This window comes from Pseudomonas allii, from assembly GCF_055380095.1.
In genome coordinates this window covers 4,268,116-4,294,392 of sequence record NZ_AP039450.1, presented here as the reverse complement: position 1 = coordinate 4,294,392, position 26,277 = coordinate 4,268,116, and the positions used below count along the sequence as shown (strand labels likewise).

The following is a 26,277-nucleotide window of genomic DNA, read 5'->3' as shown; positions in this document are numbered from 1 at the left end:
CGCGATTCAGAGTTGGTTGAGCGGAATCTTCAGGTACACCACACCGTTATCTTCGGCGGGGGGCAGGTTGCCCGCCCGCACATTCACCTGGATCGCCGGCAGCAACAGCGTCGGCATGCCCAGCCCGGCGTCGCGTTGGGTGCGCATCTCGACAAACGCTGCTTCATCCACGCCGTCATGCACATGGATATTGCCTGCGCGCTGCTCGGCCACGGTGGTCCGGCATTTGGCCTCGCGGCCTTCTGGCGGGTAGTCATGGCACACGTACAACTCGGTTTCCAATGGAAAGGCCAGCAACTTGCGCATCGATGCATACAGCTGCCGCGCATCCCCGCCCGGGAAATCACAGCGGGCGGTACCGACATCCGGCATGAACAGCGTGTCACCCACCAGAATCAATCGGCCGTCGATCAGATAGGCCATGTCCGCCGGCGTATGCCCTGGCACATGCAGTGCCTGGGCCTTGAGGTTGCCGATATGAAACACCTCATCCGGCGCAAACAGATGATCGAACTGCGAGCCATCCACACGGAATTCCGGCTCCAGGTTGAACAGGTGCTTGAACACGCTCTGGACTTTGCTGATGGACTGGCCAATCGCGATCTTGCCGCCCAAGGTGCGGCGCAGGTAGGGCGCGGCGGATAGGTGGTCGGCATGAGCGTGGGTTTCCAGCAGCCACTGCACCTGCAAAGCGTGCTCGCGCACAAAGGCGATGACGTTATCGGCTTGAGCGGTATCGGTACGCCCCGAGGCCGGGTCGTAGTTGAGTACTGAGTCGACAATGGCGCACGGGCCGCCGTCGGTTTCATAGACGACGTAGGTGTAGGTCGACGATGCCTCGTCCAGAAAGGCTTGAATCAACGCTGGCATGGCGGACGTCCCCGATGAAGAAAAAAGTGGTTACAATCAGTTTACGTTTTCACATAATGTTTTGAGCTTAAGTGACACAAAGGACCCGAGGCAAATGGAATCTACTCTGAGTGAAGGCGAAGTCGCCCAACTGCGCGCATCGGCGTCCAAGGCCTGTTCCTTGCTCAAGGCCCTGGCCAATGAGGACCGTTTGTTGATCCTGTGCCAGTTGACCCAGGGCGAGCGTAATGTCGGCGAGCTGGAAGCCCTGACCGGTGTACGCCAACCCACGCTGTCACAACAGTTGGGCATCCTGCGCGATGAAGGGTTGGTGGCCACCCGTCGGGAAGGCAAATACATTTTCTACGGGCTGGCCAGCCATGAAGTGATTCAAGTGATGAGGACCCTGTCCGGGCTGTACTGTGGCGCGGTCATAAAAAGCTGGGCGTGACGCCATCCGGCAGCGACCCTTGTGTGCATGTATTACAAAGGCGATAGACCATGACCGACCAACACTGGGGCCCTACCATCAGTGGCGATATCGTAGTCATCGGCGGCGGCTCGGCGGGCATCGGCCTGCTGGCCAGCCTGCTCAAGCGCGACCCCCATCTGAATATCACCCTGATCGAACCGAGCGACCACCACTGCTACCAGCCCGCCTGGACCCTGGTGGGCGGCGGTGCCTACGACGTGAAAAAGACCCGCCGCCCACTGGCTGACGTGTTGCCCAATGGCGTCACCTGGGTACAGGCCGCCGTCAGCGAACTGCTGCCGGACGAGCAGACCCTGGTGCTCGACAGCGGCCAGCGCGTCACCTGGAACAACCTGATCGTCTGCCCCGGCTTGCGCCTGGCCTGGGAGAAGGTCGAAGGGCTGCAAGACACCCTCGGCCAGCATGGCGTCACATCCAATTACAGCTATGAGCATGCGGCCTACACCTGGCAACTGGTGCAGCAACTCAAGGGCGGCAAGGCGATCTTCACCCAGCCGGCGATGCCGATCAAATGCGCGGGTGCGCCGCAAAAAGCCATGTACCTGTCCTGCGATCACTGGCTCAAACAGGGCACGCTGAAACACATCGACGTCGAATTCAACCTGGCTGGCGCCGCGCTGTTCGGGGTGGCGACCTTTGTGCCGCCGCTGATGAAGTACGTGGAAAAGTACAACGCCCGCCTGGCGTTCAATGCCAACCTGGTGAAAGTCGACGGCCCGGCACGCAAGGCCTGGTTCGAAGTGAAGGACGCTGAGGGCAACGTCCGTGTTGAAGAGAAACCCTTCGATTTGCTGCACGTGGTCCCACCGCAAGTGTCCCCGGATTTCATCCGCCAAAGCCCGCTGGCCGATGCAGCCGGCTGGTGCGAAGTGAACCCCCACAGCCTGCAGCACCTGCGCTACCCGCACATCTTTGGACTGGGCGACGTGTGCGGCACCACCAACGCCAAGACCGCCGCAGCGGTGCGCAAGCAAATCGTGGTGGTTGCCGAAAACCTGCTGGCCCTGCGCAGACAGGCGCCGTTGCCGCTCAAATATGACGGTTACGGCTCCTGCCCGCTGACGGTGGAGAAGGGCAAGGTGGTGCTGGCCGAGTTTGGCTATGGCGGCAAGTTGCTGCCGACCTTTCCCCTGGACCCGACCCGGGCGCGTCGTTCGATGTGGTTCCTCAAGGCGACTCTGCTGCCGTGGTTCTACTGGAACGGCATGCTCAAGGGCCGCGAATGGCTGACCCGCCTGAGCAAGGTGGACTGAATGCTGCTCGCCAGTGTGTTGGGATTGTTGATGGGCCTGGTCATGGGGCTGACCGGCGCCGGTGGCGGCATCCTCGGGGTGCCTGCGCTGGTGCTGGGCCTGGGCTTGAGCATGACCCAGGCCGCGCCGGTGTCGTTGCTCGCCGTGGGCGCGGCGGCGGCGGTAGGGGCGGTCGATGGTTTGCGCCATGGCCTGGTGCGTTATCGCGCCGCGTTGCTGATCGCCTTGCTCGGCGCGCTGTTTTCGCCGGTGGGGGTGTATCTCGCCCACCAAATGCCGGAAGCCCTGCTGATGGGGCTGTTCAGCGCGTTGATGGTGCTGGTGGCCTGGCGCATGTTGCAGCGTGAAAAACGCGAGGCGGGGCCGAGTGATCACGGGACCGCCTCCTGGGGCCAGAAGAACTGCATGCTCGACCAGCAGACCGGGCGCCTGGCCTGGACCGCCAAATGCAGCGCGACCCTGGCCGCCCTCGGCGCGGTGACCGGTGCGGTGTCCGGCCTGCTGGGCGTGGGCGGCGGCTTCCTGATCGTACCGGCGTTCAAGCAGCTCACCGACGTGCAGATGCGCGGCATCGTCGCCACCTCCCTGATGGTGATCAGCCTGCTGTCGTTGATCGGCGTGGCCGGTGCGTTGCATGCCGGTGTGCGCATCGAGCCGGTGGGTTGGGTGTTTATCGCCGCGAGTATCGTCGGCATGCTCGCCGGTCGGCGTCTGTGTTCGGTGATCCCCGCGCGTGCCTTGCAGGTCGGTTTTGCCGGCCTGTGTGTCGTGGTGGCCGTGGGCATGTTGGTCAAGGCCGGTCTTACATCCTAAGTGCCGGGCCTGGACTAAACCGAACTTGCCGGGCAAGCATCCGCAAATCAGGGCCAAGGCAGCGTATGCCATGGCCCACCGCCTTTTGATAATCGCCTCCGACATCAAGTCCCGTTGCGGAGCGCACCCTGCATAACAATAAGAACGTCCCCCTGCGTCTGTTACCTGCCTTTATCCTCAGCCCATTCGCCGACGCCGAAATCATGCTGTACGACAAGGACGAAACCACCTTCTCCACCGATGGCTACATCAACGCCTTTCCACCGTGGCCTCCGTCACCTCCAAGGGCCTGGGCTACGGCGTGCAGGCGAAGATGGGCGGTTTGTCGCTCCAGGCCAAGGGCATCAACCCGTTTTTCACAAACAATGCCGGGGAGGCCACGTTGCGCAACGTCGACAGCAATGGCTACCTGGTACAAGGCTCGTACAAGGTCGGCAAGAACCGCCTGGCCCTGCCCTACGGCAAGACCAAGGACGACGGCAATGGCGTGGTAGTCATCTGAAATGCAATCAAAATGTGGGAGGGGGCTTGCCCCCGATAGCGGTGGATCAATCACTCATGCATCGACTGACACCCTGCAATCGGGGGCAAGCCCCCTCCCACATTGGATCCCCATTGGCTTTTGAGAGAGTGGTCTTGAAAGCCTCATCCCATCGCATTCCCCACCCAGTACCCAAGTAGCATAGGTCCACGCCCAGTCCCTTCGTACACTGATGCTTCAGAGGGGGAGGCAACGATGCACAACAGTGAAGGCGTAGTCAGTGCCATGTCCCAGGCCACTGATGCTGGGCAGGCCGCCGAGGAATTGGCCCAGCAACTGCTGCACCCGTACCTGGGGTTTGTGCTGTTTTTCTGTTCCGCGTCCTACGACCTCCAGGCCCTGGGCCAGGCCCTGCAACAGTGCTTCGGCAAGGTGCGGGTGGTCGGCTGCACCAGCGCCGGCGAGATCACGCCCCAAGGCTACGGTCGCAACTGCATCACGGCGGTGGGCTTCAACCATGCGCACTTTTCCATCGCCACCGAGCTGATCGATCAGGTCGAGCACTTCAGCCTGATCGGTGCCCAGGACATGGTCGAGCGTCTGGTCGGCGGCTGTCGCGCCAACACCCTGGCGCCGATCAAAGGCAACACGTTTGCGCTGACCCTGCTTGACGGGCTGTCCAGCCGCGAAGAAATGGTCCTTGCCGCCCTCAGTGCAGCCCTTGGGGATATCCCGCACTTCGGCGGTTCGGCCGGTGACGACAACTTCCTCACTCACACCCACGTGTACTTCAACGGCGTGTTCCACAGCGGCGCGGCGGTGGTGGTGCTGGTCAACACCTGGCTGGATTTCGAGGTGTTCACCACCCACCACATCCTGCCGCGCACGGAAAAGCTCGTGGTGACCGGCGCCGACAGCCCGTCACGCCGCGTGTTCGAGCTCAACGCCGAGCCTGCCGCCGAAGAGTATGCGCGGCATATCGGCGTGGCGGTAGCCGACCTCGACCACCGCACGTTCGCCGCGCACCCGCTGGCGGTGCGTATCCACGACCAGTACTACGTGCGCGCTATCCAGCAGGTGCATGAGGACCTCAGCCTGAGTTTCTACTGCGCGGTGGAAAACGGCATCGTGCTGACGGTCATGACGCCCGGCCCGCTGCTGCCGAACCTGCAGGCTCTGTTCGACGGCCTGCAAGCGCGCCTCGGCGACCTGTTGCTGACCATCGGCTGCGATTGCTTTTTGCGCCGCCTGGAGCTTGAAGACAACGGCACCCTCGAACAGCTCGGTGGTTACTTGCGGGACCAGCGGGTGATGGGTTTCAACACCTACGGAGAACAGTTCAATGGCATGCACATCAACCAGACGTTCACCGGGGTCGCCATTGCCCGAGGCCGGCGCTGACCTGCCCGCTCAACTGGCCCGGCTGCAACAGGACAACCACAAGCTGGCGCGGATCAATGCGGCGCTGATCGAGCGCATCGAGTCCGGCATGCCCCAGGGCAACAACCCCTACACCACCTTCCAGCATTCGGTGGTGCTCGCCGAGCAGGTGCGCGAGCGCACCGACGCGCTGAACCAGGCGATGGCCGAACTCAAGGCCAGCAACCACTTGTTGATCAACGCCCGGCTGCGCGCCGAAACCCTGCGTGGCGAACAGGCGGCGGCGCAGAAAGCCCAGGAGAGCGAGCGCTGGATCCGCCTGATCACCGACAACGTGCCGGCGCTGATCGGCTACCTGAATGCCGACCTGGTCTATGAGTTCACCAACAAGGTCTATGAAGAATGGTACTGCTGGCCGCGCGGCATGATGCTTGGGCAGAGCCTGCGCGAAGTGCACAGCGAGCAGCATTGCCAGCGCCTGGATGCCTACGTCGCCCGTGCCTTGGCGGGGGAGAGCGTGACCTTCGAGTTCGCCGAAACCAACATCAACCACCAGGAACGCTACATGCTGCGTTCCTATGTACCGAACATGCTCGCCAGTGGCGAGGTGGTGGGGATCTTCGTGTTGATCCGCGATATCACCGAACGCCGCCGCACGGCCGAAGCCTTGCACCAGGCCTACCAGCATCTGGAACAGCGCGTGGCCCAGCGCACCTCGGAGCTTACGTCGCTCAATGACCAACTGCTCAAGGAAATCGACGAGCGCCGTCGCATGGAAACCCGTCTGCGCGAAGCCAAGCTCGAGGCCGAGCAAGCCAACCTGTCGAAAACCAAGTTTCTCGCCGCCGTCAGCCATGACCTGTTGCAACCGTTGAATGCGGCGCGGCTGTTCACCAGTGCCTTGCTGGAGCGCCCCAGCGAAGCCCTGGTGCGCAATGTGAGCAACTCACTGGAGGACGTGGAAAACCTGCTGGGGACCCTGGTGGATATTTCCAAGCTGGATGCTGGCGTGATCAAGGCCGATATCGCGCCGTTCGCCTTGAGTGAATTGCTCGACAACCTCGCCGCCGAGTACACCCAGCTGGCCCGCGCCGAAGGCTTGGCGCTGCACTTTGTCGGCTGCTCCGCGTTGGTGCGCAGCGACATCCAGTTGCTGGCGCGGATCCTGCGCAACCTGCTCAGCAATGCCATTCGCTACACCTACCAAGGGCGGGTGGTGCTGGGGTGCCGGCGTCAGCAGCAGCGCCTGTTGATCCAGGTGTGGGACAGCGGCATGGGGATTGCGCAAGAGCGCTTGGAGGAGATTTTCCAGGAGTTTAAGCGCGGCGACGTGCAGCGGCCGGACCAGGACCGCGGCCTGGGGCTGGGCCTGGCCATTGTGGAAAAGATCGCCGGGATACTCGGCCATCGCATCTGCGTCAGATCCTGGCCGGGCAAAGGCTCGATGTTCTCGGTGGAGGTACCGTTAAGCGCCACAGCACCCAAGTCGCTGCCGGCGCCTTCCATGAGCGAGCCGTTGCTCGAACGCCTGCAAGGTGCGCGGGTGTGGGTGCTGGACAACGACGCGGCGATCTGCGCAGGCATGCGTACCTTGCTCGAAGGCTGGGGCTGCCGGGTGATCACGGCTCTGTCGGAACAGGACCTGGCGCGGCAGGTGGACAACTACCATGCCGAGGCGGACCTGTTGATTGCCGATTACCACCTGGACGACGACCAGAACGGCGTGGACGCCGTGGCCCGCATCAATGGACGACGCGGTCGCGCAATACCGGCGCTGATGATCACCGCCAACTACAGCAATGAATTGAAGCAGCAGATCCGTGAGTTGGGGCATACGTTGATGCACAAGCCCGTCAGGCCCATGAAGCTGAAAACCGCCATGAGCCACCTGCTCAGCCGCCCCTGACAAAATGCAGATCAAAATGTGGGAGGGGGCTTGCCCCCGATAGCGGTGGATCAGTCAATGCATGTGCCGACTGACACTCTGCCATCGGGGGCAAGCCCCCTCCCACAGTTGATTTGTGGTGTGTCAAAGGGGGCAGCGGCGCAAGTACGAGCCGAGAAATGAAGCTGCAGATACGTGAGCTAGGCATACGTTGATGCACAAGCCGGTGCGGCCGATGAAGCTCAAGACCGCCATGAGTCACCTGCTCAGCCGACCCTGACAAAATGCAGATCAAAATGTGGGAGGGGGCTTGCCCCCGATAGCGGTGGATCAGGCAATGCATGTGCTGACTGACACTTTGCCATCGGGGGCAAGCCCCCTCCCACAGTTGACTGGTGGTGTGTCAAAGGAGGCAGCGACGCAGGTACGGGCCGAGAACTGAAGCTGCAGATACGTGAGCTAGGCATACGTTGATGCACAAGCCGGTGCGGCCGATGAAGCTCAAGACCGCCATGAGTCACCTGCTCAGCCGACCCTGACAAAATGCAGATCAAATGTGGGAGGGGGCTTGCCCCCGATAGCGGTGGATCAGTCAATGCATGTGCTGACTGACACTCTGCCATCGGGGGCAAGCCCCCTCCCACAGTTGACTGGTGGTGTGTCAAAGGAGGCAGCGACGCAGGTACGGGCCGAGAACTGAAGCTGCAGATACGTGAGCTAGGCATACGTTGATGCACAAGCCGGTGCGGCCGATGAAGCTCAAGACCGCCATGAGTCACCTGCTCAGCCGACCCTGACAAAATGCAGATCAAATGTGGGAGGGGGCTTGCCCCCGATAGCGGTGGATCAGTCAATGCATGTGCTGACTGACACTCTGCCATCGGGGGCAAGCCCCCTCCCACAGTTGATTTGTGGTGTGTCAAAGGGGTCAGCGGCGAAAGTACGAGCCGAGAATTGAAGCTGCAGATACGTGAGCTAGGCATATGTTGATGCACAAGCCGGTGCGGCCGATGAAGCTGAAAACCGCCATGGGTCACCTGCTCAGCCGACCCTGACAAAATGCAGATCAAAATGTGGGAGGGGGCTTGCCCCCGATAGCGGTGGATCAGTCAATGCATGTGCTGACTGACACTTTGCCATCGGGGGCAAGCCTCCTCCCACAGTTGATTTGTGGTGTGTCAGACCGTCAGCGGCGCAAGTACGAGCCGAAGTCGATATCCCCGGCACTGAGTATCGCCTGCACCCGGTTATGCACATTCAACTTGCGCAAAATCGCCGACACATGCGCCTTCACCGTGGTCTCGGCAATCTCCAGCGTATAGGCAATCTGCTTGTTCGACTCGCCCTTGGTCATCCGCTCCAACACCAGCAGCTGCTTGCGTGTCAGCGCCTGCAACAGCTCGGGGGCAAAGCCTGGGCTGTCGTTCATGCGCCGCTGCCCGGTGTTTTTCTGGGTACGGATGATGTCCGGCGGCAGGTACACATTGCCGTTGAGAATCTGCTGGATCGCCTCGGTCATTTGCAGGCGCGGTGATGACTTGGTGATAAAGCCCACGGCGCCGTAGGTGATGGCTTGCAGCACGATCTGTTTGTCCTGCTCGGCCGAGACGATCACCACCGGAATGGTCGGCGACTCGTTGCGCAGGTTGATCAGGCCGTTGAGGCCGTGCATGCCGGGCATGTTCAGGTCTAGCAGGATCAGGTCGAGGTCGTCATGTTCCTGGGTCAGCGCAAGGGCGCTGTCCAGGTCGGCGGTTTCCATCACGTCGCTGCCGGGGAAACCGTCGCTGATGACGTTGTGGATCGCCTCGCGAAACAGCGGGTGATCGTCGGCAATCAGAATTTTGTACATGGCCGTTCACCTTCTTGTTGTGGTTTTTTATTCAAAGGGTTCGGGGGTCGCAGCCGTCACTGGCAGGTTTGCCGCTTCCCATGCGTCCAAGCCATCGCGGTACCAATACACCGAGGTATAGCCCAGGTTGGCGGCCCGTTTTACCGCGTTCCAACTCAGCCAGCAATCGGCGCGGCAGTAGAACACCAGCGGGCGGGCCAAGTTGCCGCCGGTGTATTTGTACAGGTGGCGCACGAAGTAGCCTTGCCACTCGGGCGTGAGGTCGCCGTCGCCGGTATTGGCCAGCCAGTGGCTGCCGGGCAGGTTGGCGTGGGGCTGGTCTTCGATGAAGCGGCCCTGTAGCCACGGGCGGCGGTACACGTCGATCAGTACCGGTGCGGGCGTCTGGGTCAATAGCGTTTGCAGGGCAGGGGTGTCGACAATGACTGCACCGGGCAGGTGTTCGGGCGTGGGGCTGCGGTACAGGCTGGTGCGGTAGCCATCGGCGGAAAACAGTGGCGTGTCGGCCTGTACGTACGTGATGAACAGGCACAACAGTGCCGCAAGGGGCAGTCGAGCGGGCAGCATGGCGGGTCCGGTCCTTATCGTTATGCACCCATTACACGCCAGTCCCGCTGCCTTGGGAATGCGACGATAGACAGCAAAACCAGTACCAAAGTAGTAGGTCGTGTTGGCCCCCGGGGTTCTAGCATGGCCAGAGGCACTGCCATTGGAGGCACTATGAATATCCTGCTGGTCGATGATCACGCCGTGGTCCGCCTGGGTTACGCCGGCCTGTTGCGCAACCGGTTGCCGGGTGTGGTGGTGCGCGAAGCGGCGAGTGGCGAGGATGCCTTGGCGCGGGTGCACGAAGCGTTGCCTAACCTGGTGATCATCGGCCTTGGCCTACCGGGCATCAGCGGCCTGGAAACCACCCGCCGCCTGCGCCAGCGCCTGCCGCAGTTGCGCGTGCTGTTTTTCAGCCAGCATGCCGAGTTGCCTTTGGTGCGCCAGGCCCTGGAGGCCGGTGCTTCCGGCTACCTGACCAAAAGCGCGTTGCCGTCGGTGATGCTGGATGCGGTGGAGCGCATTCTTGACGGCCACACCTATATTGAACAGGACCTGGCCACCCAGCTGGCTTTCCACCCCACCGACCGGCGCCTGCAAAGCATGACCCAGCGTGAACTGGAGATTTTCCTGATGCTCGCCAAGGGCACCCCGGCGCGTGCGATTGCCGCCCAGCTGAGTATCAGCAGCAAGACCGTGTCCAATCATCTGACCCTGCTCAAGAGCAAATTGCAGGTCAGTTCCCATGCCGAGTTGGTGCATTTGGGTATCGACATGGGGGTGGTGCGGGTGGCGGGTTAACGATCCCAGGTGGTCGGGCAGTCCTTGCAACCTTCCATGTTCGCATCCTGGAAATTCGCATAGTGCTGGCGGCTGCCGGTGAGGGTGGCTTTTTCCAGGTTGCTTTCGCCGAACTTGGCTTCTTGCAGGTTGGCGTCGCTGAGGTCGGCGCCTTGCAGGTCGGCTTTGCTCAGCCAGGTCATTTCCAGGTCGGCCGCCCGCAGGTTGGCCTGGTGCAGCTTGGCCCCCGACAGCCGGGCAAATTGCAGGTAGGCGGCGCTGAGGTTAGCGTTTTCAAACTGAGCACCCTGGGCAAACAGCCCCCAGCCTTGCACGGCCATCAGCGTGGCGCCGGTGAAGTCGGCCAGGCGCAGGTTGGCTTGTTGCAGGCTGGCGCGGGTCAGGTTGGCACCTTGCAGTTGGGCTTTTTCCAGGTTGGCCAGGTCCAGGTTGGCGTGGCGCAGATCGGCATCACGCAGGTCGGCGCCGGCCAGGTTCATTTTGCTCAAGTCCTGATTGCTCAGGTTGGCGCCCTTGAGGTTGGCGCCGGGGCATTGGCTGTGTGCGGCGATGGTACAGCCGTTGATGACCAGGGGGGCGTCGTCGCCGTCATCGGCGTGGGCCAGGGGGAGGGATAGCAGGACTAATAAGGGCAGATATTTCATCGCGAGACCTCTGGGGATCCTATGGTGAGCGGGCTTGTTGTGGTGAGCGGACAAGCCCGCTCACCACATAGGGTGACCCCGGCATACTCAGTGGGGGTTATTTCTGAGCGGTTTTCTGATCCCAACTCGGGATCTTGAACACCCAGAACGACCCACCCTGTGCCACCGGCTTGGTCAGCTCCGCCATGTCGCCGCCCCACAACGGCACCGCGCCGCCGTAGCCGACTGTCACGCCGATGTACTGCTCGCCATCCTGTTCCCAGGTGATCGGCGGCGAGACGATGCCGCTGCCGGTCTGGAATTTCCACAGCTCCTTGCCGGTCTTCGCGTCGAAGGCTTTGAAGAAGCCGTCGCCGGTGCCGGTGAACACCAGGTTGCCCTTGGTCGCCAGCACGCCGGCCCACAATGGCAGGTGTTCCTTGTGTTCCCACACCACCTTGCCGGTGGTCGGGTTCATCGCCCGCAAGGTGCCGACGTGGTCGTCATACATGCGCTTGATGCGGAACCCCATGCCCAGGTACGCCGAGCCTTTCTTGTAGTTGACCTCTTCAGTCCAGTACTCCTCTTTCCACTGGTTGCCCGGGATGTAGAACAGGCCGGTGTCCTGGCTGTAGGCCATGGGGTTCCAGTTCTTGCCACCGAGGAACGGCGGCGAGACTTCCACCGGCTTGCCCTTGGTTTCACCCGGCAATGGCTTGGCCGGACGCTGGCCTTCGTTTTCCACGGGGCGGCCGGTCTTCAGGTCGATGTGGCTGGCCCAGGTGATGTTGTCGACGAACGGGAAGGCGTTCTGCAGCTTGCCGTTGGTGCGGTCGACCACATAGAAGAAGCCGTTGCGGTCGGCGTGGCCGGTGGCCTTGATGACCTTGCCGTCCTTGTTCTTGTAGTCGAACAGCACCAGCTCGTTGTTGCCGGAGAAGTCCCAGGCATCGTTCGGCGTGTGCTGGTAGAACCACTTCACCTCGCCGGTGCTTGGGTCGACGCCGACCTGGCCGGAGGTGTAGAGGCTGTCGAAGTCGTGGGGGTTGCCGTCCTTGGAGGTGCGCGCCCAGGTGTTCCACGGGCCAGGGTTGCCGGCGCCGACGATGATGGTATTGGTCTCGGCATCGAAGCTCGCACTCTGCCAGGGCGCGCCGCCGCCGTGGCTCCAGGCCTCGACCTTGCCGGTTTCGGTGGTCGGGTCATCCGGCCAGGACGGAGCCTTGACGTCGCCGGTCGGGGTGCTGTCCTTGCCGTTCAGGCGGCCCATGTGGCCTTCCACGAACGGGCGCATCCACACCTCTTCGCCGGTGTCCGGGTCGCGCGCATACAGCTGGCCGACCACGCCGAATTCATCGCCGGAGCTGCCGTGGATCAGCAGCACCTTGCCGCTGACCTTGTCTTTGATCAGCACCGGGGCGCCGGTCATGGTGTAGCCAGCGGCGTGGTCGCCGAACTTCTTGTTCCACACCACTTTGCCGGTGTTCTTGTCGAGGGCGATCAGGCGTGCATCGAGGGTGCCGAAGTAGATCTTGTCGCCGAAGATCGCCGCGCCCCGGTTGACCACGTCGCAGCACGGGCGAATGTTGTCGGGCAGGCGGTGGTTGTAGGTCCACAGGCGTTTGCCGGTCTTCGCATCGAGGGCGAACACCCGGGAATAGGAGCCGGTGACGTAGACCACGCCGTCGCTGACGATGGCCTGGGATTCCTGGCCACGCTGCTTCTCGTCGCCGAACGAATAAGACCAGGCCGGTGTGAGCTTGAACACGTTCTTGTCGTTGACCTGGGCCAGCGGGCTCCAGCGCTGGGCGTTGGTGCCCATGCCGTATTGCAGCACGTCCTTGGTGGTCAGGTGGTCGTTGGCGATGTCTTCCCAGGTGACGTTGCGGGTCTGTTTGGCAGGCTCGGCGGCGGCGAAGCTGGCCGCACTCAAGGACAGGCTGCCGACCAGCAGGAAGGCCTGCACGGCAAGGCTCAGCGGCGAGAGGGCGGGTAGCGATCTTATTGTCATGGTTGCAGTTCCCAGTGGAGGTTATGGCCTGCACAGGGTGCGACGTGAACGCCGTGGCGAATACGGAAAAAGTCCCGGTGTTGCCGGGACAATTTCCCGAACCGCCTCTGATTTAGCAGTGCCCCACAAGGCCTGCTACCAACGGATGAGAACCCGCCCACCAAAGCAGCATACGGGTCCTGCCGGGTGCTTCCTAAGATGGTTGCCATAGCCTCTGCCAAGAGGTTTTGCGTGCACTCCCGAGGGAAAAATAATGACAACAAAACGCAACGCCTTGATTACCGCCTGCCTGCTCGCCAGTGCAATCAGTAGTGGATCCGCCTGGGCCCACGGCAACGTGACGCCCACCGCCGTGGAAACCAAAGGCCTTACCCCGATCAAGGACGCCGGCGTGCCGCTGGACGCCGATGGCTGGGCCGCCACCAACCCTTATCGCACCACGCCCGAACATGACAAGGCGGTGGAGGTCGGTGCGTCGGCCTACAACCAGAACTGTGCGGCGTGCCATGGCCTGGAAGCCAAGTCCGGTGGCATCGCCCCCGACCTGCGCATGCTCGATGCCGGCGACGCCGGCGATGAATGGTTCGTGGAGCGCGTGCGCCACGGCGCCGTGCGCGATGGCCGGGTATACATGCCGAAAATGGCCGACTACCTCAGTCAGGAAGCCCTGTGGGCGGTGCGCACTTACCTCGACAGCGTGCACGTCGAGGAGTAAGCCATGGGCCTGCGCGGGTGGTGGCTGTGCTGTGTGCCGATGCTGGCCTGGGGCGCGCCCGTGGACCCGGTGCCCTCGGTGATGTGGGCCTACTATCACCAGCGCTTTCTCGACAATGCACCGTTCGTATTCGACGAGCGCGTGAAGCTCTTGGCGCCGCCGTTCGCCGAGGATGCGCGCCAGGTGCCGTTGGAGATCGACGCCCGCGCCTTCAAGGGGGACGTGGTGAAGATCCTTGCCTGGGCCGAGCTGAACCCGCTGCCGCAGATCGTCGATTTCCAGCCGCAGGGGCCGGTGCTGCCGTGGCTGTCGCTGCGGATTCGTATCGAACAGGCCACGCCGTTGCGTGCAGCGGTGCTTACCAGGGATGGCATGTGGCATGTCGGCTCGACCTTGATCGATGCTGCCGGCGGTGGCTGCACGGCGCCCAGCGTGGTGCGTACGCAACCGGATTGGGAAGAGCACCTGGGCGAAGTACTTGGCGGCCGTTACCCACGCGCCGAGTTTAGCCGCGTGAAACTGCAAGTCGCCCATCCCATGGACAACGGCATGGTCAGCGGCATCCCCGAATTCTTCATCAACCAGGCCGAATTGCACGGCGCAGATAACCAGCTGCTGGCACGCCTGGAACTGTTCCCGGCGGTCAGCGAAAACCCCAGCCTGGCTTTCGACATCGAAGGCGGCGGGCCCACGCGCCTGACCCTGCGCGACACCAGCGGCAGCCAGTTCGAGGCGACCATCCCATGAACTTGCGCTGGATTCTGCTGTGGCTGCTGCTGTTCAGCCTGCCGGTGCTGGCGGACCTGGATTACGCCCTCACGCCCCGCTTGATCGCCGACAACACCTGGCTGCTGGAAGGCAGCACCGACAATTTCGCCAAGGACAATGGCGGCAATATCGTCAATGTCGGGTTCATCGTCACCGAGCCCGGCGTGGTGGTGATCGACACCGGGCCGTCCAGGCGCTACGGCGAAGCCCTGCGCCAGGCCATCGCCCGTGTCACCGACAAACCGGTGATCCAGGTGCTGCTGACGCACCACCATCCCGACCATGCGCTGGGCAACCAAGCCTTCAAGGATGTACCGATTGGTGCCCTGGCCGGTACCCAGGATTTGCTGCATGAGCAGGGCGACAGCATGGCCGAGAACCTGTACCGCATGGTCGGCGACTGGATGCGCGGCACCGAAGTGGTACTGCCCAGCGAAACGCTGCAGCCCGGTGTGAAAACCTTCGGCAGCCACGACCTGCAACTGCTGCAACTGCGCGGGCACACCGGCGCCGACCTGGCGATCCTCGACCGCAAGACCGGCGTGCTGTTTGCCGGCGACCTGGTGTTCTACCAACGTGCGCTCACCACGCCGCATTCACCGGGGTTGTCGATCTGGCTAGCGGACATCGCCACCCTGCAAGGCTTGCCCTGGACCCTGATCGTGCCCGGCCACGGCCCCATTGCGACCGACGCCAAGCCCTTCGAACAGATGCGTGACTACCTCACCTGGCTTGATCAACTGCTGCGCGACGCCGCGACACAGGGCAGCGACATGCCCGAGCTGATCCGCAGCCCGATCCCCGAGCGATTCGCGGGCATCAACCTGAGCCGCTATGAACTGACCCGCAGCGTGACCCACCTGTACCCGCACTACGAACGCACCCAGATGCAGCCCATCAACACCCAACAATAAGCAGAGGCCTCACCATGATCTACGCCCAACCTGGCACCCCCGGCGCCATCGTCAGCTTCAAGCCGCGCTACGGCAATTACATCGGCGGTGAGTTTGTCGCGCCGATCAACGGTGAGTACTTCACCAATACCTCGCCGGTCACTGGTGAAGTCATCGCCGAGTTCCCGCGTTCCAGCGCCGCCGATGTCGATAAGGCCCTTGACGCCGCCCACGCCGCCGCCGATGCCTGGGGCAAGACCTCGGCCCAGGACCGCGCCCTGGTGCTGCTGAAAATCGCCGACCGTATCGAGCAGCACCTGGAAGTGCTGGCCGTGGCCGAGACCTGGGACAACGGCAAGGCCGTGCGCGAAACCCTCAACGCCGACGTGCCCCTGGCCGCCGACCATTTCCGCTACTTCGCCGGGTGCATCCGCGCCCAGGAAGGCGGCGCCGCCGAGATCAACGAGCATACGGCGGCGTATCACTTCCATGAGCCGCTGGGCGTGGTTGGGCAGATCATCCCGTGGAACTTCCCGTTGCTGATGGCGGCGTGGAAACTCGCGCCGGCACTCGCCGCTGGTAACTGCATCGTGCTCAAGCCGGCCGAGCAGACGCCGTTGTCGATCATGGTGTTCGCCGAGCTGATCGGCGACCTGCTGCCGCCCGGCGTGCTGAACATCGTGCAGGGCTTTGGCCGCGAAGCCGGGGAGGCCCTGGCCACCAGCAAGCGCATCGCCAAGATCGCCTTTACCGGCTCCACCCCGGTAGGCGCGCACATCATGCACGCGGCGGCCGAGAACATCATTCCGTCCACCGTGGAGCTGGGCGGCAAGTCGCCGAACATCTTCTTCGAAGACATCATGCAGGCCGAACCGCAATTCATCGAGAAAGCCGCCGAAGGCCTGGTGCTGGCGTTCTTCAACCAGGGCGAAGTGTGCACCTGCCCGTCGCGGGCGCTGGTGCAGGAATCAATCTACGAGCCGTTCATGGCCGAAGTGATGAAGAAGATCGTCAAGATCAAGCGCGGCAACCCGCTGGACACCGAGACCATGGTCGGCGCCCAGGCCTCGGAGCAGCAATACGACAAGATCCTGTCCTACCTCAAGATCGCCCAGGAAGAGGGCGCGGTGCTGCTCACCGGCGGCGCGGCCGAGCGCCTGGAAGGCGACTTGTCCAGCGGCTATTACATCCAGCCCACCCTGCTCAAGGGCCACAACAAGATGCGCGTGTTCCAGGAGGAAATCTTCGGGCCGGTGGTGGGCGTGACCACCTTCAAGGACGAAGCCGAAGCGCTGGCGATTGCCAATGACAGCGAGTTCGGCCTGGGCGCCGGCCTGTGGACCCGCGACATCAACCGCGCCTACCGCATGGGCCGGGCGATCAAGGCGGGTCGCGTGTGGACCAACTGTTATCACCTGTACCCGGCGCATGCGGCGTTCGGTGGGTACAAGAAGTCGGGCGTCGGGCGTGAGAACCACAAGATGATGCTGGACCACTACCAGCAGACCAAGAACCTGCTGGTGAGCTACGACATCAACCCGCTGGGTTTCTTCTAGACCTGACTTGAAATGCTGTTCAATGTGGGAGGGGGCTTGCCCCCGATAGCGGTATGCCAGTGACCTGCATGTTGACTGACACACTGCCATCGGGGGCAAGCCCCCTCCCACATTTTGATCGGCGTACATTCGCTACCAATGCAGGCGCCGCATCGTTCGAAAGTAGCATTCGCGACCCCATCCCCCCATGCATTAATGACCCCACCGGAATTTTCCGGCCCAACCAGAGGACTGCCCCCATGTGGACCAAACCTGCGTTTACCGACCTGCGTATCGGCTTCGAAGTCACTATGTACTTCGCCAGCCGCTGATCGCGGGTGCTGTCGGAAGGATGCCTCTTTGGTCTGATTGCATTCGCAGCCGGATCGGTTAGTGTGGAGCGCATTCTTCCAAAATAATAAAAACAGGCTTTCCAATGAGCCCAAATCTGAGCCTCCTGCGTAAATTCGTCTCGCCTGAAATCATCTTTGGAGCCGGTTGCCGGCACAACGTCGGTAACTACGCCAAGACCTTCGGCGCGCGCAAGGTGCTGGTGGTCAGCGACCCCGGCGTGATCGCCGCCGGTTGGGTGGCCGATGTGGAAGCCAGCCTGCAAGCCCTCGGCATCGACTACTGCCTGTACAGCGCCGTCTCGCCCAATCCGCGTGTCGAAGAAGTGATGACCGGCGCCGAGGTGTACCGTGAACATCACTGTGATGTGATCGTCGCCATCGGCGGTGGCAGCCCCATGGACTGCGGCAAGGCCATCGGCATTGTGGTCGCCCACGGGCGCAGCATTCTTGAGTTCGAAGGCGTCGACACCCTTCGCGTGCCCAGCCCGCCGCTGATCCTGATCCCCACCACCGCCGGCACCTCGGCGGATGTCTCGCAGTTCGTGATCATTTCCAACCAGCAGGAACGCATGAAGTTTTCCATCGTCAGCAAGGCGGTGGTGCCGGATGTGTCGCTGATCGACCCGGAAACCACGGCCAGCATGGACCCGTTCCTGTCCGCGTGCACCGGCATCGACGCATTGGTGCATGCCATCGAGGCGTTCGTTTCCACCGGCCACGGCCCACTCACCGACCCCCATGCGCTGGAGGCAATGCGCCTGATCAACGGCAACCTGGTGCAGATGATCGCCAACCCCACGGACATTGCCCTGCGCGAGAAGATCATGCTCGGCAGCATGCAGGCCGGGCTTGCGTTCTCCAACGCGATCCTCGGCGCGGTGCACGCCATGTCCCATAGCCTCGGCGGCTTCCTCGACCTGCCCCATGGCCTGTGCAACGCGGTACTCGTGGAGCATGTGGTGGCATTCAACTACAACTCGGCGCCGGAGCGTTTCAAGGTGATTGCCGAGACGTTCGGCATCGACTGCCGGGGCCTCAACCACCGGCAGATCTGCGGGCGGTTGGTGGAGCACCTGATTGCGCTGAAGCATGCCATCGGCTTCCGCGAAACCCTGGGCCTGCATGGCGTGCGCGTGGCGGATATTCCGTTCCTGTCCCAGCATGCGATGGGCGATCCGTGCATCCTCACCAACCCGAGGGAGTCGAGCCAGCGTGACGTCGAGGTCGTCTATGGCGAAGCTCTCTGACGACCAGCAACGCGCACTCGCCGGGTTATTGGGGCTGGGCGACCAGTCGGCGCGCAAGAGCCATTACCCGGAACTCACTGCACGGCTGGATGAACTGGAGGCCGAGCGCAAGCGCTACATCCGCCTCAACGACGAGCTGGAGCAACGCGTCGCCGCGCGCACCGATGAACTGCTGGAAGCCAACCACAACCTGCAACAGCAGATCGCCCAGCGCCAGCAGATCGAACAGGACCTGCGCGACGCCCGCGACGCCGCCCAGGCCGCCAACCGCAGCAAGGACAAATACCTCGCGGCCGCCAGCCACGACCTGCTGCAACCGTTGAACGCCGCACGCTTGTTGATCGCCACCTTGCGCGAGCGTCAGTTGCCCAGCGTCGAGCAGGTGCTGGTGGAACGCACGCATCAGGCACTGGAGGGCGCCGAGGACTTGCTTACCGACTTGCTGGATATCTCGCGGCTCGACCAGGCGGCGGTCAAGCCAGATGTGGCGCTGTACCGCCTCGACGAACTGTTCGCGCCGCTGGTCTCGGAGTTCCAGTCGGTGGCCCAGGCGGCGGGGTTGAACCTGCGGGTGCACACGGGCTGCTATGCGATCAGCACCGACTTGCGCTTGCTGACGCGGATTTTGCGTAACTTCCTCAGCAATGCCTGCCGCTATACCGACGAAGGCTGCATCCTGTTGGGCGCACGTAAGCGCGGCGATTGCCTGCGCCTGGAAGTCTGGGACACCGGGCGCGGGATTGCGGAGGACCGGCTGGAGGCGATCTTCCTCGAGTTCAACCAGCTCGATGTGGGGCGTGCGTCGGATCGCAAGGGCGTGGGGCTGGGGCTGGCGATTGTCGAGCGGATCGCCGAGATCCTCGGCTACCCGGTGGCGGTGCGGTCCTGGCCGGGGCGCGGGTCGATGTTCTGCATCGAAGTGCCCCTGAGTGCCGAGATGCCCCTGGCGATCAGTCAACTACCGGTGCAACCGACCACGGGCAACCCGTTGCCGGGGCGGCGGTTGTTGGTGATCGACAATGAGGTGAGCATCCTGGAAAGCATGAGTGCATTGCTTGGGCAGTGGGGGTGCGAAGTGGTCACGGCCACTGACCTGGCGGGGGCATTGGTGGCGTTGCAGGGCAGGGCGCCGGAGTTGATTCTGGCGGACTATCACTTGGACCATGGGGTGGTGGGGTGTACGGTGGTCAAGCACCTGCGCGAACATTTCGCCTGCAAGATCCCGGCGGTCATTGTTACCGCCGATCGCACTGACCAGTGCCGCCGTGCGCTGCGTCGCCTGGAAGCGCCGTTACTGAATAAACCGGTCAAGCCCGGCAAGTTGCGGGCGGTGTTGAGTCAGTTGTTGGGGTAGGTAGGTAGGTAGGTAGGTAGGTAGGTAGGTTGAGTACATATCCGTTTCTTCGGTAACGGCGGCTATTGGTTCCGCTCTTACAGCGGGTCACTTTTTGAAGAGCGCAAAAAGTAACCAAAAACGCTTCGCCCCAACACTCGGTGCCTCGCCTAGGCTCGGCATGCCCTCACTCCGGCTTCAATCCGTGGGCCGCCGCCACGCGCCATCCATGGCGCGGGGCGGCTAACCCGGCGTCCTGCCGGGTTACCCACGGATTCAAGCCTGCGTTCGGCCAGCGTGTTTGACGGGGCGCCCCAGATCAAAAGCAGGAGCGCGGCGGCCTTAGAGCCGACCGGATTGAATGGCCGGTACTCGGTCAAAGTGTGGGAGGGGGCTTGCCCCCGATGGCAGTGTGTCAGTCACTGATGAGTTGGCTGACACACCGCCATCGGGGGCAAGCCCCCTCCCACAGTTTGATCTTCATGTATCAGTTGACGGGTGGTTTGCTCTGGCCTGGCCTGGCCTGGCCTGGCCTGGTCTGGCCTGGCTCTGGCTCTAGCTCTGGCTTTTGATCTGCTTTTGATTTTGATCTTAGGCGGCCCCCCAAATCACTGTCGGATTACGGGCACACCGAGCCTAGGCGAGGTGCCGAGTGTTGGGGCAAGAGCGTTTTGCTTACTTTTACGCTTTTCAAAAGTGAGCCGCCGTAAGGGCGGAACCAATAGCCGCCGTTACCGCAGCAACGGATATACACCCAATCCAGCCCCAGCCAAACATGGCAAGATGAACTCCACTCAGGTTTACTACTCCCTGAGTAATGGTTTTACCGACCTCCCACGTCGGGTCATCAAGGTCACCGAATGAATAAATACACTCCCCATACCTGGGAGCCCCACGAGCGGCCGAGCCTGCCGGGCTCACCGTCGACGCCGTTGCACCCGACGCACAAGCGTTGGCTCTTCGCGATGGTCGGCGTGCTGGTGGCGATCACCGGCGGTCTGGGCAACGCGCTCGTCATCGCCAACCTGCAATACCTGCAAGGCGCCCTGGGTGCGACCACCGCCGAAATGGCCTGGCTGCCCGCCGCCTATGTGATGACCAACGTGTGCATGAACCTGCTGCTGGTGAAGTTCCGCCAGCAGTTCGGGCTGCGTGCATTTACCGAGGTGTTCCTGGTGCTGTACGCCCTGGTGACTTTCGGCCACTTGTTCGTCAACGACCTCAGCTCGGCCATTGCGGTGCGGGCAGCCCACGGCATGGTGGGGGCGGCGCTGAGTTCGCTGGGTTTGTACTACATGATCCAGGCCTTCCCGGCCAAGTGGCGCTTGAAGTCCCTGGTGCTGGGGTTGGGCACGGCGCAGTTGGCCTTGCCATTGGCGCGACTGTTCTCCGAAGACCTGCTGCAAATCGCCGAATGGCGTGGGCTGTATCTGTTCGAGCTGGGCCTGGCGCTGATCTGCCTGGGCTGCGTGTTCCTGCTCAAGTTGCCGCCCGGCGACCGCTTCAAGACCTTTGAAAAACTCGACTTCGTCACCTTCGCCATCCTTGCCACCGGTGTCGCGTTGCTCTGCGCCGTGCTCTCCCTGGGGCGCATCGACTGGTGGCTGGAAGCGCCGTGGATCGGCATCGCGTCGGCCTGTTCGCTGGTGCTGATCATGGCCGGCCTGGCCATCGAGCATAACCGCGCCAACCCGATGCTGATGACCCGCTGGCTGGGTAGCGGCGTGATGATCCGCCTGGCGCTGGCAGTGATCCTGATCCGCATGGTGCTGTCCGAGCAGTCCACCGGCGCCGTGGGGTTCATGCAGATGTTGAACATGAGCTACCAGCAGATGCACACGCTGTACGTGGTGATGCTGGCCGGGGCGATTGCCGGATTGGCGGTCAGTGCGTTGACCATCAACCCGGCGCACTTGCTGATGCCGCTGGTGATTTCCCTGGCACTGATGGCCACCGGGTCGGTGATGGACAGTTTTTCCAGCAACCTGACCCGGCCGCAGAACCTGTATATCAGCCAGTTCCTGCTAGGCTTCGGCGGTACGTTCTTCCTGGGCCCGACCATGGTATTGGGCACGAAGAACGTGCTGACCAACCCGCGCAACCTGGTGAGTTTCTCGGTGATGTTCGGTATCTGCCAGAACCTCGGCGGCCTGATTGGCGCGGCGTTGCTGGGCACGTTCCAGATCGTGCGCGAGAAATACCACTCCAGCATGATCGTCGAGCACCTGACCCTGCTCGACCCGCGTGTGGCCGCGCGGGTGCAAAGCGGCGGTTCGGCCTATGGCGGCAATGTCGCCGACCCCGAGTTGCGCAACCTCATGGGCATTCGCAGCCTGGCTACGGCGGCGACCCGTGAGGCGAACGTGATGGCCTACAACGATGTCTTCATGCTGATCGCGATCATCGCGATACTGACCATGATCTGGATCTTTATCCGCAGCCTGTGGCTGATGAGCACGACCAAAACAGCAGCCCCTCCCGTTCAACCCAGCGGCGCTTCTTCATGACCGAACCGACTTCCACCACCACGACCACCAACGCCATCGCCTCCACTCCGGAAGGCACCACGCCGCCCGGCGCCTCGGTCACCGAGCCACGCTCCCTGCGGGTGCGCATCGTCTCATCGCTGGGGTTTGCCGCGATTGCCATTGTCGGGGTGCTGATCGTGTTGTATGCCTGGCAATTGCCGCCGTTCAGCAGCGCCGTGGAAACCACCGAGAACGCCCTGGTGCGTGGGCAGGTGACGATTATCGGGCCGCAACTGAGCGGCTATGTGTTCGAAGTGCCGGTGCAGGACTTCCAACACGTCAAGGCCGGCGACCTGCTGGTGCGCCTCGACGACCGTATCTACAAGCAGCGACTGGACCAGGCGCTGGCGCAACTGGCGGTGCAGAAGGCCTCGTTGGCAAATGTGGTGCAGCAGCGCAACAGCGCTGAAGCGACGATCAAGTTGCGCCAGGCGGCCTTGGTGGACAGCCAGGCACAAGCACGTAAAAGCACGGCCGATTTACGCCGCAATGAAGAATTGATCAGCGACGGCTCGGTGTCCAAACGCGAGCTGGACGTGACCCGCGCCGCCAATGCGCAGACCATCGCCGCCGTGGCCCAGGCCCAGGCCAGCCTGGAAATCGCGCGGCAGGACCTGCAGACGGTGATCGTCAACCGTGGCTCCCTGGAAGCCGCCGTGGCGAGTGCCGAGGCAGCCGTGGAGCTGGCGCGCATCGACCTGTCCAACACCCGCATCACCGCGCCGCGTGATGGTCAGTTGGGGCAGATTGGCGTGCGCCTGGGGGCCTACGTCAACTCCGGTGCGCAGCTGATGGCGCTGGTGCCGCCGCAGCTGTGGGTGATCGCCAACATGAAGGAAACCCAGATGGACAACGTGCAGGTCGGCCAGCCGGTGACCTTCACGGTGGACGCGCTGAACCACCGCAAATTCCACGGTACGGTGCAGCATATTTCCCCGGCCACCGGGTCGGAGTTCAGCCTGTTGCAGGCGGACAATGCCACCGGCAACTTCGTGAAGATCGCCCAGCGCGTGCCGGTGCGGATCACGGTGGACCCGGACCAGATCGAGAGCGAGCGGTTGCGGCCGGGGTTGTCGGTAGTCGTCAGTATCGACACGGCTGGGCGCCTGAAAAACTCTCCACCCTGACACAACGCAAATCAAAATTGTGGGAGGGGGCTTGCCCCCGATAGCGGTTTATCAGTCAAACATCTGTTGCCTGACACTCAGCCATCGGGGGCAAGCCCCCTCCCACATGTTGGATGTATTTCAGCTTGAAATTGAGTTCTACCGACTGATTGTGTTCCAGCAGTTTCAGGCCCGGCCGCCCCGCCAGGTGATGGGCATTCACCGGATGACTCACCGGTTCGATGCAAAAGAACCCCAGCCCCGGCGGGCAGTACAGCAGGAAGTAGTCGGCGCCGGTGGCCTGGCATTCCAAGGCATAGCCCAGCTCCGGTTGCTCGATCCGGCAATGTCCGTCCCACTGGCAAAAGCCATTGTCCACCAGGCCTTCCGGCAAGGTCTTCAATGTCTGGAAATCCCAGTCAGCTGGCACCGGTGCCAGCCCTGTGGGCAGTTTTGACGCGTCACTCATCCACACCTGCGAGGCCTTGGCCTGCAACCGCGTTTGCGGTGTGCGTGGCAGGTAGGGATGCAATCCCACGCCATGCCACGCGGGTTTGTCCGCCAGATGGGTCACCCGTAACGTGATGCTCAGTTCACCGTCACGCAAGCAAAACCGCTGTTCGGCGCGATAGGCGAACGGTGTGTCGCACACCAGTTCCAGCACCACTTCATCCGCCGACTGGCTGACTACCTGCCACGCCTGTTGCCAGGCCGACCCATGAATGGGCAGTGGGTCGGTCAGGCTGTTCGGCGTGAGGGCCAGCCAGCCGTCGGGGTTATCGAAACCCCCTTCGGCGATCCGGTTGGACCAGGGCGCCAGGGGATAGCAGCCGAGCTTGCCCGGCAGGCTCGTGTCCAGGGCCTGTTGGTCGCTGTGGCGCAACAATGGCTGGCCGCTGGCCCGTACGCGCCAATTGACGATGCTCCCACCCACGGCCGGGGCCAGGGTGAGGTGGGTCAGGTTGTCTTCCAGTTCAATCAGCATCACAGCACCACGCTTGGCAGCCACAACGACAGCGCCGGAATGTAGGTCACCGCCATCAGGATCAGGAACAGCACGGCATAGAACGGCAGCAGCGCCTTCACGGTTTTTTCGATGCTCACCTTGCCCACCGCGGCGCCCACGAACAGCACCGCACCCACCGGTGGGGTGATCAGGCCGATGCCGAGGTTGACCAGCATGATCATGCCGAAGTGCACCGGATCGACACCCAGCCCGAGCACCACCGGCAGCAGGATCGGCGTGAGGATCAGGATCAGCGGCGCCATGTCCATCACCGTGCCGAGCAACAGCAGCATGACGTTGATGCACATCAGGATCACATAGCGGTTGTCCGACAGGGTCAGGAACGCCGTGGTGATCTTCGCCGGGATCTGCATCAGGGTCATGATGTAGCCGAAGCTGGCGGCGAAGGCGATCAGGATCATCACGATGGAAATGGTGCGCACCGTGCGGTGCATCAGCTTGGGCAGCTCGCGCCATTTGTAGTCGCGGTAGATGAACATGGTCACGAAGAACGCCCACAGCACGGCAATCGCGGCCGATTCGGTGGCGGTGAAGATGCCCGAGAGGATGCCGCCGAGGATGATCACCATGGCCATCAGGCCCCACAGGGCATCGGCGGCGATCTTCAGCGCCTGCTTCAGGGGGATGACTTCGCCCTTGGGGTAGTTGCGCTTTTTCGCGAAGATCAGGCACAGCACCATCAGGCAAGCGCTCATCAACAGGCCCGGCACCACGCCGGCCATGAACAGCGAGGCAATGGACACCGTGCCGCCGGCGGCCAGGGAGTAGAGCACTGAGTTATGGCTGGGCGGCGTCAGCAACGCCTGCACTGAACCGCTGACGGTCACGGCAGTGGCAAATTCCCGTGGATACCCACGGCGCTCCATTTCCGGAATCAGCACCGAGCCGACCGAGGCGGTATCGGCCACGGAGGAGCCGGAGATGGCGCCGAAAAACGTCGAGGCCATGATATTGACGAGGGACAGGCCGCCGCGCACAAAACCCACGAGCACCCCGGCAAACGCCACCAGACGACGTGACATGCCGCCCTCGGCCATGATCGCCCCGGCCAGTACAAAGAACGGAATCGCCATCAGCGAAAACTTGTTCACGCCCCCGGCCACCTGGATCATCAGGGCCTGGAACGGGATGTCGATCCACCACGCGCCGATCAGTGCCGACATCCCCAGGGCGTAGGCCACTGGCATGCCCAGCAGGATCAAGGCGATAAAACTGCCCAACAGAATCAATGCATCCATGTCAGGCAGCCCCTTCGTTTTCTTCCACCAGGTCGAACCGCACCACGCGCCGCTGGCTCTGGTCGCCGAGCAGGAGTTTTTCCAGCACGAACACCAGGGTCAGCAGCCCGCCGATGGGAATCGGCATATAGGTGATGCCCACGCGCAGTGTGGGGATGGCGCTCATGAACTGGTTCCAGGTGGACAGGCACAACTTGGTGCCCCACACGGCCATGAACAGGCAGATGGTCGCCATCAGCAATTGCGCGACGATGCCGGCGATGTGGCGTTGGCGTGGCGGCAGGCGGTCAGTTACCACCGCCACCGACATATGCGCGCCGGCGCGGTAGCTGGCGGCGGCGCCGATGAACGTGAAGATCAGCATCAGCAGGATGGCGGTGGGTTCCGGCCAACTGGCGCCGGTGCCGAGGACGTAGCGGGCGAAGATGCCCCAGGGGATGATCAGCGCAACCCCCAGTACCGAGAGGCCGGCGACCCAGATGCAGGTCATGTACAGGCGGTCGTTGATGCGCAGCAGTAAATTCTTCATGGCGTTCACCGTAACCGG

23 protein-coding genes and 5 pseudogenes are annotated in these 26,277 nt (G+C 62.7%); 20 read left to right on the top strand and 8 right to left on the bottom strand.

The genetic code is table 11. The annotated features are described in order from the left end of the window. Positions 1–6: 6 nt before the first annotated feature. Positions 7–870 (bottom strand): MBL fold metallo-hydrolase, encoded by an 864-nt coding sequence (locus ACZ445_RS19510; RefSeq protein WP_464707462.1) that lies wholly within the window; start codon positions 868–870, stop codon positions 7–9. 94 nt (positions 871–964) lie between these two features. Between ACZ445_RS19510 and ACZ445_RS19505 the strand changes: the two genes are divergently transcribed. The 10 genes and pseudogenes from ACZ445_RS19505 to ACZ445_RS19460 all read left to right on the top strand — a co-directional run. Beyond that, positions 965–1,300: an ArsR/SmtB family transcription factor gene (locus ACZ445_RS19505; RefSeq protein ID WP_058426748.1), complete on the top strand. Its 336-nt coding sequence runs from the start codon at positions 965–967 to the stop codon at positions 1,298–1,300. 50 nt (positions 1,301–1,350) lie between these two features. Next, positions 1,351–2,595 carry an NAD(P)/FAD-dependent oxidoreductase gene (locus ACZ445_RS19500; protein WP_179030414.1) on the top strand — a complete coding sequence of 415 codons (1,245 nt, stop codon included), beginning with the start codon at positions 1,351–1,353 and terminating at the stop codon, positions 2,593–2,595. Next, positions 2,596–3,408, top strand: coding sequence for a sulfite exporter TauE/SafE family protein (locus ACZ445_RS19495; RefSeq protein ID WP_058426750.1), 813 nt, complete (start codon positions 2,596–2,598; stop codon positions 3,406–3,408). It abuts the gene before it with no gap. Between the two features lie 262 nt (positions 3,409–3,670). Then, positions 3,671–3,898: pseudogene (locus tag ACZ445_RS19490) on the top strand (porin); the annotation flags it as partial. 246 nt (positions 3,899–4,144) lie between these two features. Further along, positions 4,145–5,290, top strand: coding sequence for a nitric oxide-sensing protein NosP (gene nosP, locus ACZ445_RS19485; protein WP_058426752.1), 1,146 nt, complete (start codon positions 4,145–4,147; stop codon positions 5,288–5,290). Then, entirely contained in the window at positions 5,232–7,175 is a 1,944-nt protein-coding gene (locus ACZ445_RS19480) for a PAS domain-containing hybrid sensor histidine kinase/response regulator (protein WP_464704024.1), read from the top strand. The genes nosP and ACZ445_RS19480 overlap by 59 nt, the downstream gene beginning before the upstream one ends. Before the next feature lie 140 nt (positions 7,176–7,315). Next, a pseudogene (locus tag ACZ445_RS19475) lies at positions 7,316–7,434 on the top strand (hypothetical protein); the annotation flags it as partial. Positions 7,435–7,574: 140 nt separating this feature from the next. Next, a pseudogene (locus ACZ445_RS19470) lies at positions 7,575–7,693 on the top strand (hypothetical protein); the annotation flags it as partial. A gap of 157 nt (positions 7,694–7,850) precedes the next feature. After that, positions 7,851–7,951 (top strand): annotated as a pseudogene (locus tag ACZ445_RS19465) (hypothetical protein); the annotation flags it as partial. Between the two features lie 148 nt (positions 7,952–8,099). Then, positions 8,100–8,209, top strand: a pseudogene (locus ACZ445_RS19460) (hypothetical protein); the annotation flags it as partial. Between the two features lie 131 nt (positions 8,210–8,340). On the opposite strand, the gene ACZ445_RS19455 reads toward ACZ445_RS19460, so the two are convergent. Then, positions 8,341–9,006, bottom strand: a complete 666-nt coding sequence (locus ACZ445_RS19455; protein ID WP_058427587.1) for a response regulator transcription factor — start codon at positions 9,004–9,006, stop codon at positions 8,341–8,343. 27 nt (positions 9,007–9,033) lie between these two features. Further along, positions 9,034–9,573 carry a PQQ-dependent catabolism-associated CXXCW motif protein gene (locus ACZ445_RS19450; protein WP_058427586.1) on the bottom strand — a complete coding sequence of 180 codons (540 nt, stop codon included), beginning with the start codon at positions 9,571–9,573 and terminating at the stop codon, positions 9,034–9,036. 153 nt (positions 9,574–9,726) lie between these two features. On the opposite strand from ACZ445_RS19450, the gene ACZ445_RS19445 reads away from it, so the two are divergent. Beyond that, positions 9,727–10,353, top strand: coding sequence for a response regulator (locus tag ACZ445_RS19445; protein ID WP_058427585.1), 627 nt, complete (start codon positions 9,727–9,729; stop codon positions 10,351–10,353). Here ACZ445_RS19445 and ACZ445_RS19440 read toward each other — a convergent pair. Continuing rightward, positions 10,350–10,997 carry a pentapeptide repeat-containing protein gene (locus tag ACZ445_RS19440; protein ID WP_464704021.1) on the bottom strand — a complete coding sequence of 216 codons (648 nt, stop codon included), beginning with the start codon at positions 10,995–10,997 and terminating at the stop codon, positions 10,350–10,352. The two genes, ACZ445_RS19445 and ACZ445_RS19440, sit on opposite strands and share 4 nt — an antisense overlap. A 97-nt stretch (positions 10,998–11,094) precedes the next feature. After that, positions 11,095–12,987: a quinoprotein ethanol dehydrogenase gene (gene exaA / locus ACZ445_RS19435; protein ID WP_179040576.1), complete on the bottom strand. Its 1,893-nt coding sequence runs from the start codon at positions 12,985–12,987 to the stop codon at positions 11,095–11,097. Between the two features lie 253 nt (positions 12,988–13,240). Here exaA and pedF point away from each other — a divergent pair, with 253 nt between their 5' ends. The 9 genes from pedF (at position 13,241) to ACZ445_RS19390 (ending at position 23,486) form a co-directional block, all read left to right on the top strand. After that, positions 13,241–13,702, top strand: coding sequence for a cytochrome c-550 PedF (gene pedF, locus ACZ445_RS19430; RefSeq protein WP_071492075.1), 462 nt, complete (start codon positions 13,241–13,243; stop codon positions 13,700–13,702). Positions 13,703–13,705: 3 nt separating this feature from the next. Beyond that, positions 13,706–14,449 carry a quinoprotein dehydrogenase-associated SoxYZ-like carrier gene (locus ACZ445_RS19425; RefSeq protein WP_464707461.1) on the top strand — a complete coding sequence of 248 codons (744 nt, stop codon included), beginning with the start codon at positions 13,706–13,708 and terminating at the stop codon, positions 14,447–14,449. 2 nt (positions 14,450–14,451) lie between these two features. Continuing rightward, positions 14,452–15,384, top strand: coding sequence for a quinoprotein relay system zinc metallohydrolase 1 (locus tag ACZ445_RS19420; protein WP_058427588.1), 933 nt, complete (start codon positions 14,452–14,454; stop codon positions 15,382–15,384). Positions 15,385–15,398: 14 nt separating this feature from the next. Continuing rightward, entirely contained in the window at positions 15,399–16,919 is a 1,521-nt protein-coding gene (gene exaC / locus ACZ445_RS19415; RefSeq protein WP_058427580.1) for an acetaldehyde dehydrogenase ExaC, read from the top strand. Positions 16,920–17,158: 239 nt separating this feature from the next. Then, entirely contained in the window at positions 17,159–17,230 is a 72-nt protein-coding gene (gene pqqA / locus ACZ445_RS19410; RefSeq protein ID WP_010209364.1) for a pyrroloquinoline quinone precursor peptide PqqA, read from the top strand. A gap of 104 nt (positions 17,231–17,334) precedes the next feature. Continuing rightward, positions 17,335–18,498 carry an alcohol dehydrogenase-like regulatory protein ErcA gene (ercA, locus tag ACZ445_RS19405; RefSeq protein ID WP_464693809.1) on the top strand — a complete coding sequence of 388 codons (1,164 nt, stop codon included), beginning with the start codon at positions 17,335–17,337 and terminating at the stop codon, positions 18,496–18,498. Next, a complete protein-coding gene (locus ACZ445_RS19400) occupies positions 18,482–19,852 on the top strand; it encodes an ATP-binding response regulator (protein ID WP_464693808.1) in 1,371 nt (456 codons plus the stop codon). Before ercA ends, ACZ445_RS19400 begins: the two co-directional genes overlap by 17 nt. Before the next feature lie 839 nt (positions 19,853–20,691). Then, the gene (locus ACZ445_RS19395; protein WP_310863678.1) at positions 20,692–22,338 is read left to right on the top strand and encodes an MFS transporter; all 1,647 of its coding nucleotides are present in this window, start codon (positions 20,692–20,694) and stop codon (positions 22,336–22,338) included. Continuing rightward, positions 22,335–23,486 carry an HlyD family secretion protein gene (locus ACZ445_RS19390; protein WP_464707460.1) on the top strand — a complete coding sequence of 384 codons (1,152 nt, stop codon included), beginning with the start codon at positions 22,335–22,337 and terminating at the stop codon, positions 23,484–23,486. Before ACZ445_RS19395 ends, ACZ445_RS19390 begins: the two co-directional genes overlap by 4 nt. Positions 23,487–23,541: 55 nt before the next feature. Here the strand turns inward: ACZ445_RS19390 and ACZ445_RS19385 are convergent, their stop codons facing one another. Genes ACZ445_RS19385 through ACZ445_RS19375 form a run of 3 tightly spaced genes read right to left on the bottom strand, consistent with a single transcriptional unit; the run spans position 23,542 to position 26,259 of the window. Further along, the gene (locus ACZ445_RS19385) at positions 23,542–24,450 is read right to left on the bottom strand and encodes an aldose 1-epimerase (protein ID WP_464707459.1); all 909 of its coding nucleotides are present in this window, start codon (positions 24,448–24,450) and stop codon (positions 23,542–23,544) included. Further along, the gene (locus ACZ445_RS19380; RefSeq protein WP_058426831.1) at positions 24,450–25,730 is read right to left on the bottom strand and encodes a TRAP transporter large permease; all 1,281 of its coding nucleotides are present in this window, start codon (positions 25,728–25,730) and stop codon (positions 24,450–24,452) included. Before ACZ445_RS19380 ends, ACZ445_RS19385 begins: the two co-directional genes overlap by 1 nt. Position 25,731: 1 nt before the next feature. Beyond that, positions 25,732–26,259 (bottom strand): TRAP transporter small permease, encoded by a 528-nt coding sequence (locus ACZ445_RS19375; RefSeq protein WP_058426830.1) that lies wholly within the window; start codon positions 26,257–26,259, stop codon positions 25,732–25,734. Positions 26,260–26,277 lie beyond the last annotated feature (18 nt).